14 protein-coding genes and 1 riboswitch are annotated in these 15355 nt (G+C 70.9%); of the genes, 4 read left to right on the top strand and 10 right to left on the bottom strand.

Translation table 11 applies throughout. The annotated features are described in order from the left end of the window. Positions 1-78: 78 nt before the first annotated feature. Positions 79-1527 carry an SDR family NAD(P)-dependent oxidoreductase gene (locus HZZ10_RS00310; protein ID WP_179911986.1) on the top strand — a complete coding sequence of 483 codons (1449 nt, stop codon included), beginning with the start codon at positions 79-81 and terminating at the stop codon, positions 1525-1527. A gap of 70 nt (positions 1528-1597) precedes the next feature. Here HZZ10_RS00310 and HZZ10_RS00305 read toward each other — a convergent pair whose 3' ends face one another. The 7 genes from HZZ10_RS00305 to HZZ10_RS00275 form a co-directional block, all read right to left on the bottom strand. Further along, the gene (locus HZZ10_RS00305) at positions 1598-2041 is read right to left on the bottom strand and encodes a (deoxy)nucleoside triphosphate pyrophosphohydrolase (RefSeq protein WP_179911985.1); all 444 of its coding nucleotides are present in this window, start codon (positions 2039-2041) and stop codon (positions 1598-1600) included. Between the two features lie 98 nt (positions 2042-2139). Then, positions 2140-2385, bottom strand: coding sequence for a LuxR C-terminal-related transcriptional regulator (locus tag HZZ10_RS00300; RefSeq protein WP_056134721.1), 246 nt, complete (start codon positions 2383-2385; stop codon positions 2140-2142). Positions 2386-2740: 355 nt separating this feature from the next. Further along, the gene (gene gcvH / locus HZZ10_RS00295; protein ID WP_056134718.1) at positions 2741-3112 is read right to left on the bottom strand and encodes a glycine cleavage system protein GcvH; all 372 of its coding nucleotides are present in this window, start codon (positions 3110-3112) and stop codon (positions 2741-2743) included. A gap of 62 nt (positions 3113-3174) precedes the next feature. Beyond that, complete coding sequence (gcvT, locus tag HZZ10_RS00290; RefSeq protein WP_179911984.1) at positions 3175-4320, bottom strand: glycine cleavage system aminomethyltransferase GcvT; 1146 nt, start codon at positions 4318-4320, stop codon at positions 3175-3177. 58 nt (positions 4321-4378) lie between these two features. After that, positions 4379-7339, bottom strand: coding sequence for an aminomethyl-transferring glycine dehydrogenase (gene gcvP / locus HZZ10_RS00285; RefSeq protein ID WP_179911983.1), 2961 nt, complete (start codon positions 7337-7339; stop codon positions 4379-4381). 228 nt (positions 7340-7567) lie between these two features. Continuing rightward, positions 7568-7678, bottom strand: a riboswitch (glycine riboswitch). Between the two features lie 183 nt (positions 7679-7861). Then, a complete protein-coding gene (locus HZZ10_RS00280) occupies positions 7862-9259 on the bottom strand; it encodes a TrkH family potassium uptake protein (protein ID WP_179911982.1) in 1398 nt (465 codons plus the stop codon). A gap of 237 nt (positions 9260-9496) precedes the next feature. Further along, positions 9497-10069, bottom strand: coding sequence for an NADPH-dependent F420 reductase (locus tag HZZ10_RS00275; protein ID WP_179911981.1), 573 nt, complete (start codon positions 10067-10069; stop codon positions 9497-9499). Positions 10070-10172: 103 nt separating this feature from the next. Here HZZ10_RS00275 and HZZ10_RS00270 point away from each other — a divergent pair, with 103 nt between their 5' ends. From HZZ10_RS00270 to HZZ10_RS00260, 3 genes are all read left to right on the top strand, one after another. Further along, on the top strand, positions 10173-10655 hold the full coding sequence (locus HZZ10_RS00270; protein ID WP_056134704.1) for a MarR family winged helix-turn-helix transcriptional regulator: 483 nt from the start codon (positions 10173-10175) through the stop codon (positions 10653-10655). 206 nt (positions 10656-10861) lie between these two features. After that, the gene (locus tag HZZ10_RS00265; RefSeq protein ID WP_179911980.1) at positions 10862-11161 is read left to right on the top strand and encodes a hypothetical protein; all 300 of its coding nucleotides are present in this window, start codon (positions 10862-10864) and stop codon (positions 11159-11161) included. 201 nt (positions 11162-11362) lie between these two features. After that, positions 11363-11644 (top strand): hypothetical protein, encoded by a 282-nt coding sequence (locus tag HZZ10_RS00260; protein ID WP_056134699.1) that lies wholly within the window; start codon positions 11363-11365, stop codon positions 11642-11644. A 128-nt stretch (positions 11645-11772) separates the two neighbouring features. Here HZZ10_RS00260 and HZZ10_RS00255 read toward each other — a convergent pair whose 3' ends face one another. The 3 genes from HZZ10_RS00255 to HZZ10_RS00245 all read right to left on the bottom strand — a co-directional run bounded on the left by HZZ10_RS00255 (position 11773) and on the right by HZZ10_RS00245 (position 14823). Beyond that, positions 11773-12945, bottom strand: coding sequence for a pyridoxal phosphate-dependent aminotransferase (locus HZZ10_RS00255; protein WP_179911979.1), 1173 nt, complete (start codon positions 12943-12945; stop codon positions 11773-11775). Continuing rightward, complete coding sequence (locus HZZ10_RS00250; RefSeq protein WP_179911978.1) at positions 12942-14168, bottom strand: App1 family protein phosphatidate phosphatase; 1227 nt, start codon at positions 14166-14168, stop codon at positions 12942-12944. Before HZZ10_RS00250 ends, HZZ10_RS00255 begins: the two co-directional genes overlap by 4 nt. A 139-nt stretch (positions 14169-14307) precedes the next feature. Continuing rightward, positions 14308-14823, bottom strand: a complete 516-nt coding sequence (locus HZZ10_RS00245; protein ID WP_179912091.1) for a low molecular weight protein-tyrosine-phosphatase — start codon at positions 14821-14823, stop codon at positions 14308-14310. Positions 14824-15355 lie beyond the last annotated feature (532 nt).

The following is a 15355-nucleotide window of genomic DNA, read 5'->3' as shown; positions in this document are numbered from 1 at the left end:
CATCCACGGCGCGGGCCCTGGACCGCTGTGACCAGCGCGATGCCGCCGATCCCCGCCTGACGGGAGATAATCGTCCACATGCCTATCGATCCTGCCGAGCTCGCTGCTGCCATCCGGGTGCTCGAGGCCGCCGACGAGCTCGAGCCGGAGCACCCCGACAAGATCGCGCTCCAGCGCGCGACAGCCCGTCTGTACAAGACCGTCAAGAAGCAGCGCCGCGACACCGCGAAGAACGCGATCCGCTCGGCGGACAACGCCGTCATCTCTGCGACCGCGACAGGCGCCCCCACCCGCATCGACGACGAGACCCAGGGCCTCGAGCTGCTGCCCGTCGCGACAGGTCACTCCGCGGGACGCCTCATCAAGTCGCAGGCCTGCTACGTCTGCAAGCAGCAGTACCACGACGTCGACGTGTTCTACCACCAGCTCTGCCCCGAGTGCGCAGCCCTCAACAGGTCGCGCCGCGACGCGCGCACGGACCTCACCGGCAAGCGCGCGCTGCTCACCGGCGGTCGAGCCAAGATCGGCATGTACATCGCGCTGCGGCTGCTCCGCGACGGCGCCCACACGACCATCACCACACGGTTCCCCAACGACGCGATCCGCAGGTTCAAGGCCATGGAGGACTCCGCCGACTGGATCCACCGCCTGCGCATCATCGGGATCGACCTGCGCGACCCCGCACAGGTTGTCGCGCTGGCCGACGACGTCGCGTCGCAGGGACCTCTCGACATCCTCATCAACAACGCCGCGCAGACCGTGCGCCGCTCCCCCGGCGCCTACGCGCCGCTCGCCGCAGCCGAGGACTCCGAGCTCCCCTCGGGCTACCTCCCCGAGACCATCTCCTTCGGTCGCAGCCACGACACGCACCCTGCGTCCCTCGAGGGCAGCGTCCCGGCCGCGTCCACAGCCGTCGCTCACTCGTCGGTCACCTCGGCCGACCTGCTGACCAAGCTGGCGCTCACGGCAGGCTCAGCCTCGATGGAGCGCGTCGCCAACGCCACGGCGATCGACGCCGGCGGCCTGGTCCCCGACCTCGTCTCGACGAACTCGTGGGTGCAGAACGTCGAGGACGTCGACGCCCTCGAGCTGCTCGAGGTCCAGCTGTGCAACAGCACGGCCCCGTTCATCCTCATCAGCCGGCTGCGCGAGTCGATGCGCCAGGCCGAGGCTGACCGCACCTACATCGTCAACGTGTCGGCGATGGAGGGGCAGTTCTCCCGCGGCTACAAGGGTCCGGGCCACCCGCACACGAACATGGCGAAAGCCGCCGTCAACATGCTCACCCGCACCAGCGCGCGCGAGATGTTCGAGACCGACCAGATCCTCATGACGAGCGTCGACACGGGCTGGATCACCGACGAGCGTCCGCACACCACGAAGGTGCGCCTGGCTGAGGAGGGGTTCCACGCCCCCCTCGACCTCGTCGATGGTGCGGCGCGGGTCTACGACCCGATCGTGCGCGGCGAGCTCGGTGAAGACGTCTTCGGCTGCTTCCTCAAGGACTACAAGCCCTCCGCCTGGTAGCCCTCACGCACGGGGGGGCGACGGCCCGCGGAACCCCGCCCGTCCATGATGGTGGACAGCCGCGCTCCGGCTAGGCGGTCTCCTGCTGGGCGGCACCCCGCTCGAAGGACCCGGCGATGTGCTCGACGATGCGCACGTCGCCGTCGAGCCAGGGGACGTCGAAGAACTCGTCGGGACTCAACCACCGGAGCTCGTCGTGCTCGACCAGGGGTGCGGGGTCACCGTCGACGACCCGTGCGAACCACAGCCGCATGACGTGCCTGTCGGTGATGACCCAGCCGCCGGAGTCGGGTCCGACAACCTCGTCGCCCAGCTCGACGGTCACTCCCAGCTCTTCGCAGATCTCGCGGTGCAGCCCTTGCTCGGGGGTCTCGCCGGGGTCGACCTTGCCGCCGGGAAACTCCCAGCGGCCCACGAGGTGGGCGGGTCGGGACCGTCGCGCGCCGAGGAAAGCCGTCGGGCGTGCGAGGTCGTCGACGATCACTGCGGCGACGACGAGGACAGGTCTGTGCATGCAGACAAGTTTCTCAGGTCTGTGTGTCCGACAGATGACGCGTCCGCGCCGGGCGAACAGCCACCGCGCGGACGCCCGGTGCCCCGAGGCGCGGCCGGTCAGTCTTCGGTCGAGTACAGACCTGCGGCGCGAGCCCACTCGACGGCTTCGGCGCGCGTCGAGACTCCGAGCTTGCGGTAGACGCTGCGGACCTGCGACTTCACGGTGTTGCGCGTGACGTACAGCTTCGAGGCGATCTGCTCGAGGGTCACTTCTTCGGTGAGGTTGGAGAGCACCACACGCTCACGTCGCGTGAGCGAGCCGGTCGCTACCTTGGCGGATCCCGAGATCTCCGTCGTCGTCATTCTTCCTCCAACATTTCCCGGCGGTCCAGCGACTCTGGATCATGTGCCCGGGTACTTCGACTTCTGGTCGAGGCGTGAAGAACAGCTGGTGCCACGTGGTCGCCCCCTACCACTCGCCGGCTCGGACGAGCCGAGTCGACACCGACACGGCATGGTCCTGACCGACGGGCTGTTCGGTGCAGTGATCAACTACATCGAACGGAGATCGCCATTCAGTACCCATACCATGGAACCGCTGCTGTGACGAAGATCACTATGTCACCTCGGGAGCGTGTTTTCATCCGCTCCTGAGGTCATCCAACACATCATCCACCGAACCGACAAGGGGTGACATGTGGCAAGTTGCTGCCAAAGCCTACGAAGCGACCTGCGCAGTGTACTCCTCAGCGGTGAGGACCGGCCCGGTTGCTGTGATGTCGACCTTCACGAGCCATCCTGCCCCATACGGGTCAGAGTTCACGATCTCCGGGTTCGCGACAGCCTCGTCGTTGACCTCGACGACGGTCCCGCTCACGGGGGAGAACAGCTCGGAGACCGACTTGGTCGACTCGACCTCGCCGATCACAGACCCGGCCTCGATCTGCGTGCCGACGGCCGGGAGCTCGAGGTAGACGATGTCGCCGAGGGCGTCCTGGGCGTTCCACGTGATACCGACGGTCGCCGGGCTGTCGGCCGTGAGCCACTCGTGCTCGGCGGTGTAGGTGAGGTCTGCGGGGATGTTCGACACGGGGTTCTCCTGGGGGTGGTCTGGCGCGAGAAGGCTGGGGACGAGCAGGTCAGGACTGAGGGTCAGGCGCGCGGGCGCCTGTAGAACGGGGTCTCGACGACCTCGACGGCCTCGCCCCGGCCACGGACGTCGACAGCCAGGACGGTGCCGACGGCCGAGAACTCCGGCGTGACGTAGGCGAGGGCCACGGGGTACCCGAGGGTGGGCGACGGCGCACCCGAGGTCACGGTACCGACGACGACGTCGAGCTTCGAGGCGTCGACCACGACCGGGTACCCGGCACGGGCCGGCCTGCGGCCGAGCACCTTGAGACCGACGAGCACGCGTGCGGGCTGCGAGCCCTTGCGGGACTCGAGCGCCGCACGCCCGACGAAGTCGACGGGCGCGCCGTCGGCGTCAGTCTTGTCGAGGCGGACGACCCGCCCCAGACCAGCCTCGAAGGGGGTCGTCGTGAGGTCGAGCTCGTGGCCGTAGAGCGGCATGCCCGCCTCGAGACGCAGGCTGTCCCGAGCGGAGAGACCCGCCGGGACGAGCCCGAGCGGCTCCCCCGCGGCGAGCAGCGCCCGCCAGAGCGCGACGGCCGCGCCGTTCTCGACGAAGAGCTCGAAGCCGTCTTCACCGGTGTAGCCGGTCCGGGCCACCAGCAGCGGTGTCCCGGCGACGGTCGCCGGGGTGATCGCGTAGTACCGCAGGCCCGAGACCGCGTCGGCGTCACCGGCCTCGGTCAGCGAGAGCAAGATCTCGGCAGCCCGCGGTCCCTGGACCGCGACGAGCGCGACCTCGGGGGACGTGAAGGTCACCTGGGCGTCGTAGCCGGCCACTCGCTCCTCGAGCGCGGCGAGGACGACCTCGGCGTTGCCGGCGTTGGCGACGACCAGGAAGGTCTCGTCAGCCGTGCGGTAGACGACGAGGTCGTCGATGACGGCGCCGTCGTGCTGGGCGATCATCGAGTACCGGGCTCGCCCGACCTCGAGGGTGCTGAGCCAGCCGACGAGGGCGTGGTCGAGCGCCGCACCGGCGCCGGGGCCCGACACCTCGATCTCGCCCATGTGGGAGAGGTCGAACAGGCCCGCGGCTGTCCGCACGGCTGTGTGCTCGGCGATGTCCGAGCCGTAGCGAAGCGGCATCATCCAGCCACCGAACTCGGTCATCGAGGCGCCGAGCGCCACGTGCTCGTCGTGCAGGGGGGTGGAGCGTGCGGTGCTCATGCGTCGTCCTCGTCTGCGGTGCGGGTGGTCGGGCGGTCGCTCAGGCCAGGCTGCGGGGTCATGCGCCCACCGCGGCGTGCGCGAGGGTGGTCTCGGTCGGCTCGGCGACGTCGTCGGCGTAGGCCTCGATCGGCGGGCAGGAGCACACGAGGTTGCGGTCGCCCTTCGCACCGTCGATGCGGCGGACCGGCGGCCAGTACTTCGCGGCGCGCAGCGCGGCCACAGGGTAGGCGGCGGTCTCGCGGGAGTACGGCTTGTCCCACGCGTCGGAGACCACGGAGGCCGCGCTGTGCGGGGCGTTGCGCAGCGGAGACTCGGCGAGCGCCCAGGTGCCGTCGGCGACCTGGTCGATCTCCGCGCGGATCGCGAGCATCGCGTCGACGAAACGGTCGATCTCGGTGAGGTCTTCGCTCTCGGTCGGCTCGACCATGAGGGTCCCGGGCACCGGGAACGACAGGGTCGGGGCGTGGAAGCCGTAGTCCATGAGGCGCTTGGCCACGTCTTCGGCCGTCACCCCGGTCTGGGCCGTGAGGGGACGCAGGTCGAGGATGCACTCGTGGGCCACGAGACCGCCCGGTCCCGTGAACAGCACGGGGAAGGCGTCCCGCAGCCGGACAGCGAGGTAGTTCGCCGACACGACCGCGATCTCGGTCGCCCGGCGCAGCCCGTCCGGCCCCATGAGCGCCACGTAGGCGTAGGGGATCGGGAGGATCCCGGCCGAGCCGGCCGGTGCTGCCGAGACGGGAGCCGAGCCTGCTCCCGGCAGGAAGGGCACGAGGTGCTCTGCGACACCGACAGGGCCGACACCCGGGCCGCCGCCGCCGTGCGGGATGCAGAAGGTCTTGTGCAGGTTGAGGTGCGAGACGTCACCGCCGAACTGGCCGGGCTTCGCGAGACCGACGAGGGCGTTGAGGTTCGCGCCGTCGATGTACACCTGACCGCCCGCAGCGTGCACGAGGTCGCACACCTCGCGGACGGTGTCTTCGTAGACGCCGTGGGTCGAGGGGTAGGTGATCATGATCGCTGCGACCTGCGAGCCGTGCTGCTCGAGCTTGCCGCGCAGGTCCTCGAGCAGGATCTCGCCGTCGTCGGCGGTCGCCACGACGACCACGCGCATGCCCGCCATCGCGGCCGAGGCCGCGTTGGTGCCGTGCGCGGAGGCCGGGATGAGGCAGATGTCGCGGCCGGCCTCGTCGCGGGAGCGGTGGTAGTTGCGGATCGCGAGGAGCCCCGCGAACTCGCCCTGCGAGCCCGCGTTCGGCTGCACGGAGACCGCCGCGTACCCGGTGATCTCGGCGAGGTTCGCCTCGAGGGTGCTGATGAGCTCGGCGTAGCCGCCGGTCTGCACGGCCGGCGCGAAGGGGTGGATCCCCGCGTACTCGGGCCAGGAGATCGGCTCCATCTGGATCGCGGCGTTGAGCTTCATGGTGCACGAGCCGAGCGGGATCATCGTGCGGTCGAGCGCGAGGTCCTTGTCGGCGAGGGTGCGCAGGTAGCGCATCATCTGCGTCTCGGAGCGGTGCGTGTGGAACACCGGGTGCGTGAGGTAGTCCGAGCTGCGGCGGTGCTCGGCGGGCAGGTCGCCGACGGAGACGAAGTATCCCGAGGCGCTCGAACCGGGGACGAAGGCCTCGACGACGGCGTCGAGGTGCGCCTCGGTCGTGGTCTCGTCGCACGCGACCTGGACGTGGTCGGCGTCAGGTGCCCAGAGGTTGATCCCTGCGGCGTCGGCGCGGGCCACGACCTCGGCGGCGGCACCCGGGACGGCGACGCGGACGGTGTCGAAGAAGACCGCGTGCTCGACGTCGAGCTCGGCACCGCGCAGGCGGTCTGCGAGCGCGAGCGCGTGGGAGTGCACGCGCTCCGCGATCGCCCGGAGCCCAGAGGGGCCGTGGTAGACGGCGTACATGGACGCGACGATCGCGAGCAGCGCCTGGGCCGTGCAGATGTTGCTCGTGGCCTTCTCGCGGCGGATGTGCTGCTCGCGGGTCTGGAGCGCGAGGCGGTAGGCGACGTCTCCGTCGGCGTCGACGCTCACGCCGACGAGGCGCCCGGGCAGCATGCGCTCGATCCCCTTGCGCACGGCCATGAAGGCGGCGTGCGGGCCGCCGAAGAACAGCGGGACGCCGAGTCGCTGCGCGGAGCCGACGGCGATGTCCGCGCCGACGTCTCCGGGGGCTGTGAAGAGCGTCAGGGCGAGCAGGTCGGTCGCGACGGTGACGAGTGCGCCGGCTTCCTTGGCTGCGGCGACGAGGGGCTCGAGCGCGCGGGCCTGGCCGCTCGCGCCGAGCTGCTGGACGACGAGGCCGACGACAGCGGAGTCCATGAGGCCGGCGGCTGCGAGCGCGGCGTCGACGCCGGTCTGGTAGCCGGCGTCGAGGTCGGCGACGACCACGGGGAGCCCGATCGCCTCGGCGCGACCGCGGGTCACCGCGAGGGTCTGCGGGAAGAGGTCTGCGTCGAGCACGACGACACCCGGACCGGCGGTCGCGGGCCTCTTGGCGGCGCGCCACATGAGGGCGACGGCCTCGGCGACGGCTGTCGCCTCGTCGAGGAGCGACGCGTTGGCGACCTCGAGCCCCGTGAGGTCGGAGACGACGGTCTGGAAGTTGAGGAGGGCTTCGAGGCGGCCCTGGGAGATCTCCGGCTGGTAGGGCGTGTAGGCGGTGTACCAGGCGGGGTTCTCGAGGACGCCGCGGCGGATCACGGCGGGGGTCACGGTGTCCCAGTACCCCTGGCCGATCATCTGGACACGGGTCTCGTTCTGGCTCGCGAGGCGCCGCAGGTCGGCGAGGACCTCGGGCTCGGTGCGCGCGGCGGGGAGGTCGAGGGGGCCGTCCAGACGGATCGAGGCGGGGACGGCGGCGTCGATGAGCGCGTCGACCGAGTCGTAGCCGAGGTGGCCGAGCATGTGGGCGACGTCGTCGCGGCCGTCGGTGCCTGTGCGGGGTCCGACGTGCCTGTCGACGAAGACGTCACCGGGGCCGGTCTGGGGGCGGTGCTGTGCGGGAGTGGTCACGACGAGCTCCTGGAGGTCGAGGGCGCACGTGGTGGCGCACCACGTGCGTGGACCCTCCCCGCTCTGTCATCTGACCGTGGGGACGCACGGGGCGTCCGGTCGACCTGAGAGTTTGGCCCGCGCAGGAGTGCGGGCTTGCCCCTTCGGTGAGGCGCGCGCCAGCCGGCGTCGTCCGCTCGGTCTCGAGCGTCCGGGTGCTTGACACGCGCGCCTGCTGTCCAGAGTTGCCTCACCTCGGCGGTACGGGTGCCTGAGAGTTTCCCGGGGAGGGTTTGCTCCTTCGGCGCCTGACAGGAGTGGTCGGTGGTGTGCCCGTCAGGGCTCTCCCACCGAGGTTCGAGCGGCGCTGCATTCGGTTGTGGGGCAAGACTACCGGGCTGCCCCCCTGTCGACGCCAGGGGCACCGGGAGGAGGTGCAGCCCGGGGCGTGCGTGACGGGGCCATGAGGCGCCGACGGTGCCGTGCGCGAGGCTGCGCCATGGAGCTGCGCTCAGGGCGCTGCGCGCGAGCACGGTCGGCTGCTCAGCCGATCAACGGTCGCCCCTCGGGACGACGGAACAGCCGGTTCTGCTCGCGGAGCACCAGGGCCGAGGCGAGCGTGACGGGTCCCAGCCGGCCCGCGAACATCAGCACCACGAGGATCAGCTGGTGGCCAGGTGAGAGGTCGGCGGTGATGCCCGTCGAGAGCCCGACGGTCGCGAAGGCGGAGACCACCTCGTAGAGGATCTGGTCCAGGGTGTAGGTGCTCGTCATGGCGATCGTGATGGTCGAGGCGACGACGGCCGCGACGCTCAGCAGGGCGACCGCGAGCGCCTGACGGACGGCCGTCGGCGAGAGGCGCCGGTCGAAGATCTCGGCGTCGGGGGCCGCACGGAGCTCGGCGACGATCGCGACGAGGAGCACCGCGAAGGTCCCGACCTTGATCCCACCCGCGGTGCCGGCGCTGCCCCCGCCGATGAACATCAGCACGTCGGTCCCGAGCAGGGTCCCGGTGTTCATCGACCCGATGTCCACGCTGTTGAAGCCTGCGGTGCGGGGCATCACCGCCTGGAAGAACCCCGCGAGCAGGCGCCCGGCGGGGTCGAGAGCCCCGAGGGTCCCGGGGTTGCCCCACTCCGCGACGGTCATGAAGACGGTCCCGCCCACCAGCAGCACGGCGGTCATGAGGAGCGTGAGCCGCGTGTGCACGCTCCAGCGCCGCGGGCGCGTGCGCCGTCGCAGCAGCTCCATGATGACGGGGAAGCCGAGGCCGCCGAGGATCACGGCGACGGCGATCGGCAGGCAGATCCACGGGTCAGCGGCGAAGCCGACGAGGTTGTCGCTGAACAGCGCGAACCCGGCGTTGTTGAAGGCGGAGACGGCGTGAAACACCCCGAGCCACAGGCTCGTGCCGACAGGGTGGTCGTAGGCCGTGGCGAAGCGCACCGTGAGGACGAGAGCCGTGACGGCCTCGACGGTCAGGCTGATCTTCGCCACCCCGAGCAGCACCGTGCGGACGTCGCCCAGGCCCACGCTCTTGGTCTCGGCTGCGGCGACGATCCTCGAGCCGAGCCCGAGGCGCCTGGAGATCAGCAGCCCGAGCAGCGAGGCGAGGGTCATGATGCCGAAGCCGCCGACCTGGATCAGCGCGAGGATGGTCACCTGCCCGAAGGGTGTCCAGTAGGTGGCCGTGTCGACCACGGCGAGCCCCGTCACGCACAGGGCCGAGGTCGCGGTGAAGAGCGCCTCGAGCGGGGTGGCTCCGCCAGGCCCGGTCCGGGCGACGGGGAGCATGAGCAGGACCGTGCCGACCACGAGTCCGGCGGCGAACCCGGCCACGACGGTGCGCCCGGGGTTGCCGAGGCCGAGCCTCCACCGGCTGTCGTCACCGGGCCGACGGCTCGTGAGGTGGGCGACGATCCTCGCGAGCTGTGCTGGCATGGGCCTGGAGCCACCTTCGCCGCGTAGAGGGAGACCGTGCAGGTCCACCGCACCGACGGTCGTCGGTGCCGACCTCCGAGCCTAGATGTCGAGGAGGGCCGGAAGACCCGGACGGCCAGCACCAGGGCGTCAAGGTTCCGTCAAAGTTCTTCGGTGGCAGGTGCGCGCGGGGCCCTCGCTCATGCAGCAGCTCCCCCGGGTCAGGTCGGCCCGGGGGAGCTGCTGGTGCTTCAGGCGTCAGCGGACGAGCGTGAAGCCTGCGGTCCACGAGACGGCCTCGCGGGCCGCGAGGGTGAGCTGGAGGAAGCCGATCGCCTCGAGCTCGTGGGCGCGGGCGAGCGAGCCGGCGTCGACGGCGTCGAGCCCACCGGCGGTCACAGCCGCGACGAGCGTCTGCTTCGACGCCTCGTCGTCACCCGCGACGAGGACCGTCGTCCGGTTCGTGCCGACGGTGCCCGAGGCGAGGGTCGCCGCGAAGTTCGTGTTGAAGGCCTTGAGCACGTGCGACTGCGGGAGGGCCCGGGCGATCTCGGCCGTCGCTGAGCTGCCGGCAGGGACCACGAGCGAGTCGAAGGTCTCGAAGTTCAGCGGGTTGGTGATGTCCACGACGATCTTGCCGGCCAGCTGGTCGGCGTAGGTCGCCACGATGTCCGTGACCGAGGGGTACGGGACGGCGAGGACGACGACGTCGCCCGTGAGGGTCGCGGTCTCACCGCGGCCGACGTGCTGGACGGAGGCCCCGCCGGAGGCGAGGACGCCTGCGATCGCGCTGCCCATGTTCCCAGAACCGAAGATCGTCACGTTCGTCATTGCTGCTCCTCGTACGGGGGCCTCGCGACCCGCTTTGTTGTATGTACAAGCAACCTAGCACCGGTTAGTTGTAGCGTCAACCATCGGCGGTAGAGTGGTTCCCATGGACGACGTCACCTGGCTCGACAGCGACGAGCACACAGCCTGGGTGCGGCTCATGGCCGTGCTCACCCTGCTCCCCGGGGCCCTCGACGCGCAGCTCAACCGCGACGACGACCTCAACCACTTCGAGTACTTCACGATGGCCATGCTGTCCGAGTCACCGGGACGGGTCCTCCAGATGTCGGCCCTCGCCTCGCGCACCAACGCCACGCTGCCCAGGCTCTCCCGCGTGGTCTCGCGCCTCGAGAAGGCCGGGTACGTCGAGCGATCCCCCTGCCCAGGCGACGGCCGTGCGACGAACGCGACCCTCACCGACGCCGGCTGGGACAAGGTCGTCCAGGCAGCCCCGGGTCACGTGCGGACCGCACGGGAGCTCGTCATCGACGCTCTCGAGCCCGAGCAGGTCGGCCAGCTCGCCGAGATCGCCCGGCGCATCCTGACGACCCTCGACCCCGAGCAGAAGATGGTCGCGACGTCGCACTGAGGCGCGCACCGCCGACAGGCAACCCTGCTCGACCGGGCTCGACGGCGCACATTGCCCGCCGCTACGGCACCCATCCGACGGCACGTCAGAGCCCCTCGGGCGCCTGTGTGCAAAAGGGTGATGAACCGACACCTGGGCAGATACTTCTGATAACGTTCAATACGATCTTTCCTGTCGATCGCGGACCTCAGGCCAAGGAGAAGACCATGAACGTCAGACCGCTCGTCACCGTCATCGTCGGAGCGCTGGCGCTGATCGCCGTGCCGAACGCGGGCCATGCGGCACGATCAGCAGAACCCGCACCGGGCCCGGCGCTCACAGCACTCTCACCTGAGACAGACGCGACGCTGTGGACTCTCGCAGGAACGCAGTCCGATGCCGAGATCGAGGCAGTCGTCGAGAGCGGTCTGCCCGTCGCAGACCTCTTCGACCCAGTCACGAACGACGTGCTCGCCGCAGTGAACACAGCCCCACAGGCATCTCTGGTCAGCCTCACGCGTCCCTGAATATCTCGCGGGACATCCCGACTGTCTCGGACTGGCTGGACCAGGCCCTCTGGACCAAGGCTCGGCCAACCTCTTCCTCCGGAGTGTGACCTGACACACTAGGATGGAGCTCCAGGGGGCAGGGTCGGATCTCGCCGACCCATGATCCCGCCGGACGGGCGACGGTGCACACCACCGCCATCCATCGAGCGAGGGGCGACGATGACCGACCAACAGCACGACCTGAACATGCCGTTGCAGCCCGGGTCCGTCGAGGCCGAGTTCCGCCGTCCCGAGGGGCCTGGTCTGGTCTCCGCCGGACCGGCGATGTCCTCGTACGGCACCGGGTCCGCCATGCGACCCAAGAGCACGACGATGCGCACGGCGCTCATCGCCGGGGCCGTCGGCATCGCGATCGGGTTCTGGATGGGCACCTCTGGGCCGCAGGAACCCGCCGTCCCGGACGACGTCCAGACGTCGACGGTCGTCACGCCCGTCGGCTGACCGGCGGGAGGCTAGCCTCTCTCCCCGCAGGCTGCCGCCGAGGTGCCCTGCGAGGTCCGGGAGGACGCCCCACGGTCAGGTGGTCGCCGCCTGTGTCAGCGGCTCGCCTCCGAGTCGTCGTCTCGTCCTCAGAGCGTCCGCTGCCAGGCGACGACCCGTTCGACCGCCTCGGCGACGACAGCCGGGTCGGCCGCGAAGGACAACCGCACCCAGTCCTTCCCCGCGACCCCGTCGAAGTCGGTCCCCGGCGTCAGCGCGACGCCGGTCTCGGCGAGCAGCCGCTCGCACCAGGTCACGGAGTCGAGCCCGTACCGCGAGATGTCGGCGTACACGTAGAACGCGCCGTCGGCCGGGGCCACGGGTCCCCACCCGAGGTCGTCGAGACGGTCGAGCACGACCCTGCGAGACCGCGCGTACTGCTCGACGTTCGCCCGCGCTGAGGCATAGCCCTCGTCGCTGAAGGCCGCGACCCCCGCATGCTGCGCGAGCGCCGGCGGACAGAGCGCGACGTTGCCCGCGAGCGCGTCGACCGGGGCCACCAGGTCGTCAGGGAGCAGCAACCACCCGAGGCGCCACCCCGTCATCGCCCAGTACTTGGAGAACGACGAGACGACGACCGCTCCGTCGCCCAGGTACGACGCCGCCGTCGGTGTCTGCTCGCCCTCGGGGCCGTAGGTGATGCCGTGGTAGATCTCGTCGCTCACGAGCCGCACGTCGTAGTCCGCGCACCACCCGGCGATCGCCGCGAGATCACCGGGCGAGACCATGGTGCCCGTCGGGTTCGCCGGGCTCGCGAGCACGAGGCCGTCGAGCCCGCCCCCGTAGTACGCCTCCTGGAGCTGCGAGAGCGTCGGCTGGTAGCGGGTCTCGGGCCCGCAGTCGAGCTCGACGACCTCGCAGCCGAGCGCCGTGAGGATGTTCTTGTACGCCGGGTACCCGGGGCGGGCGAGCGCCACCCTGTCACCGACGTCGAAGGCGGCGAGGAAGGCGAGCATGAAGCCGCCCGATGATCCCGTGGTCACGGCCACGCTCGACGCCGGGACGTCCACGCCGTACCAGCGCCCGTAGTGCTCGGCGATCGCCGCCCGCAGGGGTGGGGCACCCATGGCCTCGGTGTACCCGAGGTCGCCCGACTGCAGGAGGTCGACCGCGCGGCGGCGGACCACCTCGGACGCGCCGGTCGACGGCTCGCCCGCGCAGAGGTTGAGGACAGACTCCCCCGCGGCGCGTCGCGCGTTGGCGGCGGCGAGCACCTCCATCACGGCGAAGGGCGGGACCTGGGCACGACGTGAGACCTTCATGGCTCCATGGTCGCAGGGCCTGCCTCGCCTGCGTGGCCACGCAGGTCCGGGAGCACACCGGCCGAGCGCAGAGCCCTGCGCAGGCGCGCCCCGTCGGGTGCGCTCACCACGGGGACGCTCGCCCCGGCCCCGGCCGACATCCCGGCACGGGCCTGGACCGTCGGTCCGGGGGCGCCGTGGGCGAGCACCTGCTCACCGGCGCTCAGCTGACGGATCGCGACAGCGCGCACGTGGTCCGGGTACATCTGCGCGAACCTGCTGTAGATGAGCGGGTCGTGCTGGCCGTCGTCCCCCACGAGGATCCACCGCACGTGCGGGAGCTCGCGGGCGAGCCGCTCGAGGCTGTGGAACTTGTGCTCACGACCGCTGCGGAACCAGCCGGTGTTGGTCGGACCCCAGTCGGTCAGCAGCATCGGTCCGGCCGGGAAGCCGTGGAAGGCGAAGAAGCGACGCAGCGCGGCCGCGCCGTTCCACGTGTTCGTGGACAGGTAGACGACAGGCAGCTGGTCCTCGAGCGAGTCGATCTCGGCATAGAGGTCAGCCATCCCGCGCACGGGTCGGCGCGCGTCCTCGTGCAGGACGAGCAGGTTCCAGATCGCCGTGAGAGGTCGGGGCAGCGAGGTCACCATGACGGTGTCGTCGACGTCGCTCACGAGTCCCGTGCAGACCTGGCGACCCACCACCCGGACCGGCGCTGTCACGGACGGCCCGCCGACAGGTGCGACCTGCACCTCGTGCCAGCCCTCGTCGGTCCGCGAGGGGACAACGACGTCGACGTAGCCACCGCGGTCGGCGACCACCCTGTGCTCGGTCCCGTCGACGGTGATGACCACGGGCGCACCCGGGAGCTGGGCGGTGAGGAAGCTGCGCCACCCGCGCACGGCGCGCAGCGGCTCGGGGCCCTCGGCGCGAGGTCGGCCCAGCCTGCGCGGTGTGGGGGCTGAGCTCTCGGCCACGGCAGTCGGGTCGTCGGCGCGTCCACCACGTCCTGCTGCGGCCCTGTCGCGGGTGGTCGCCCTGTGGGCCGGCGCGAGCACGACCCGCCCCAGCACGCGGACCCAGCCGTCGTCGGTGGCGTCCTCGCCCGGGGCGAGCCCGTACCCCGTGTAGGGCTCGATGCGCGGCACCCACCCGCGACGGCGCAGGACGCTCGCGAGGGCGGCGTCGAACGTGTTCTCCCAGCGGCTGGCCCAGTACGGCCTGCTCGACGTCGTGTCGCTCATGCGGCCCGAGTCTTCCAGAGGTGGGGCCTCGCTGCTGGTCGAGGCTGCAGGCCGAGGCTGTCGCGGCGACCCGGCGGAGGGCTGGCTCCGTCTCCCGGTCAGCAGCCTCCACCGCACCTCGTGTGGAGTGCGGGGGAGGCTAGTCCCGCCCCAGCCGCACCCGGGCCCACCCGACGATGCCGTCGACAGCGGCCTCGACCTGCGCGAGGCACACGTCGAAGTCTTCGGGGCCTCCGTACCAGGGGTCTTCGACGTCGAGCAGGTGCTCGTCCTCGACGCCACGGGTCGAGGGTGCCGCCGGGTCGAAGGTGCGGAACATGACGATGTCTCCGACCACGTCGGGCTGGCCGCTGCGCTCGGCGAGCCTGCGCAGCGCGGCAGCGTGCCGGGCGGTCATCGGGAGCAGCAGGTCCCGGGCTCCGAGGTCTGCCACGTCGACCTGACGGGCGCGGTGCGTGTCGAGGGCGCGGTCGGCATAGCCAGCCGCGGCGAGGACCGCGCGGGCGCGGCGGTCCATCGGGTTGCCGTGCTCCTCCGAGCTGACTCCCGTCGAGTCGACGACCACGTCGTCGCCGAGCCCTGCCGCCTCCAGCCTGTCGCGGAGCACCACCTCGGCGATCGGCGAGCGGCAGATGTTGCCCGTGCAGACTGTCATGATGCGCAGGGGTCGCACCTGACCGTCGGCGGCGGGCGTGTGGTCCGCGGCGGGGGTCTCGTGGTCCGCAGGGCTGTGGGGGTCGGTCACTGGGGCGTCCTCCGGTCGGGGGTGAGGTCGGGGCACCAGCCTGTCACGCCGACGCGCGCCCGGTGGTGTCTGCGCAGGTCACCAGCACGGCGGCCGACCCGTCGTCCACAGACGAGAAAAACCCCTTGAGCTCTCGCCCTGCGCAGGCGTAGCGTCGTCGGTACATCGGAAGGAGGTGGTCCCAGACATGAAGTTCACTCGGACTCGTGAGGTGGCTGTCCGCTAGTCGCCACCAGCATCGACCAGCCAGCCTGGTCGAGGACCAGCGCGCAAGGTCGCGCTGGCAGCTGACGGACGAACCGGTTGTCAGTACTCGCCGGCCCCGCACCGCCACGCGGTGGGCGGCAGCGAATACCAGGCAGTCACCGGAGCCCGTGGGTGCCGCGATCTCGTCCTTCGCGGCAGGTGGAGCGATCCACCAGCCCACGGGCTCTTCCATGCC

It is taken from the genome of Sanguibacter inulinus (assembly GCF_013415325.1).
GTDB lineage: Bacteria > Actinomycetota > Actinomycetes > Actinomycetales > Cellulomonadaceae > Sanguibacter > Sanguibacter inulinus.
This window is presented reverse-complemented; position numbering and strand designations above follow the sequence as displayed.

Excerpts from the sequence above, each read along its gene's own strand:
- HZZ10_RS00310 (WP_179911986.1), top strand. The coding sequence starts at position 79 with ATGCCTATCGATCCTGCCGAGCTCGCTGCTGCCATCCGGGTGCTCGAG.
- HZZ10_RS00305 (WP_179911985.1), bottom strand. The coding sequence starts at position 2,041 with ATGCACAGACCTGTCCTCGTCGTCGCCGCAGTGATCGTCGACGACCTC.
- HZZ10_RS00300 (WP_056134721.1), bottom strand. The coding sequence starts at position 2,385 with ATGACGACGACGGAGATCTCGGGATCCGCCAAGGTAGCGACCGGCTCG.
- gcvT (WP_179911984.1), bottom strand. The coding sequence starts at position 4,320 with ATGAGCACCGCACGCTCCACCCCCCTGCACGACGAGCACGTGGCGCTC.
- HZZ10_RS00280 (WP_179911982.1), bottom strand. The coding sequence starts at position 9,259 with ATGCCAGCACAGCTCGCGAGGATCGTCGCCCACCTCACGAGCCGTCGG.
- HZZ10_RS00275 (WP_179911981.1), bottom strand. The coding sequence starts at position 10,069 with ATGACGAACGTGACGATCTTCGGTTCTGGGAACATGGGCAGCGCGATC.
- HZZ10_RS00270 (WP_056134704.1), top strand. The coding sequence starts at position 10,173 with ATGGACGACGTCACCTGGCTCGACAGCGACGAGCACACAGCCTGGGTG.
- HZZ10_RS00265 (WP_179911980.1), top strand. The coding sequence starts at position 10,862 with ATGAACGTCAGACCGCTCGTCACCGTCATCGTCGGAGCGCTGGCGCTG.
- HZZ10_RS00260 (WP_056134699.1), top strand. The coding sequence starts at position 11,363 with ATGACCGACCAACAGCACGACCTGAACATGCCGTTGCAGCCCGGGTCC.
- HZZ10_RS00255 (WP_179911979.1), bottom strand. The coding sequence starts at position 12,945 with ATGAAGGTCTCACGTCGTGCCCAGGTCCCGCCCTTCGCCGTGATGGAG.
- HZZ10_RS00250 (WP_179911978.1), bottom strand. The coding sequence starts at position 14,168 with ATGAGCGACACGACGTCGAGCAGGCCGTACTGGGCCAGCCGCTGGGAG.
- HZZ10_RS00245 (WP_179912091.1), bottom strand. The coding sequence starts at position 14,823 with ATGACAGTCTGCACGGGCAACATCTGCCGCTCGCCGATCGCCGAGGTG.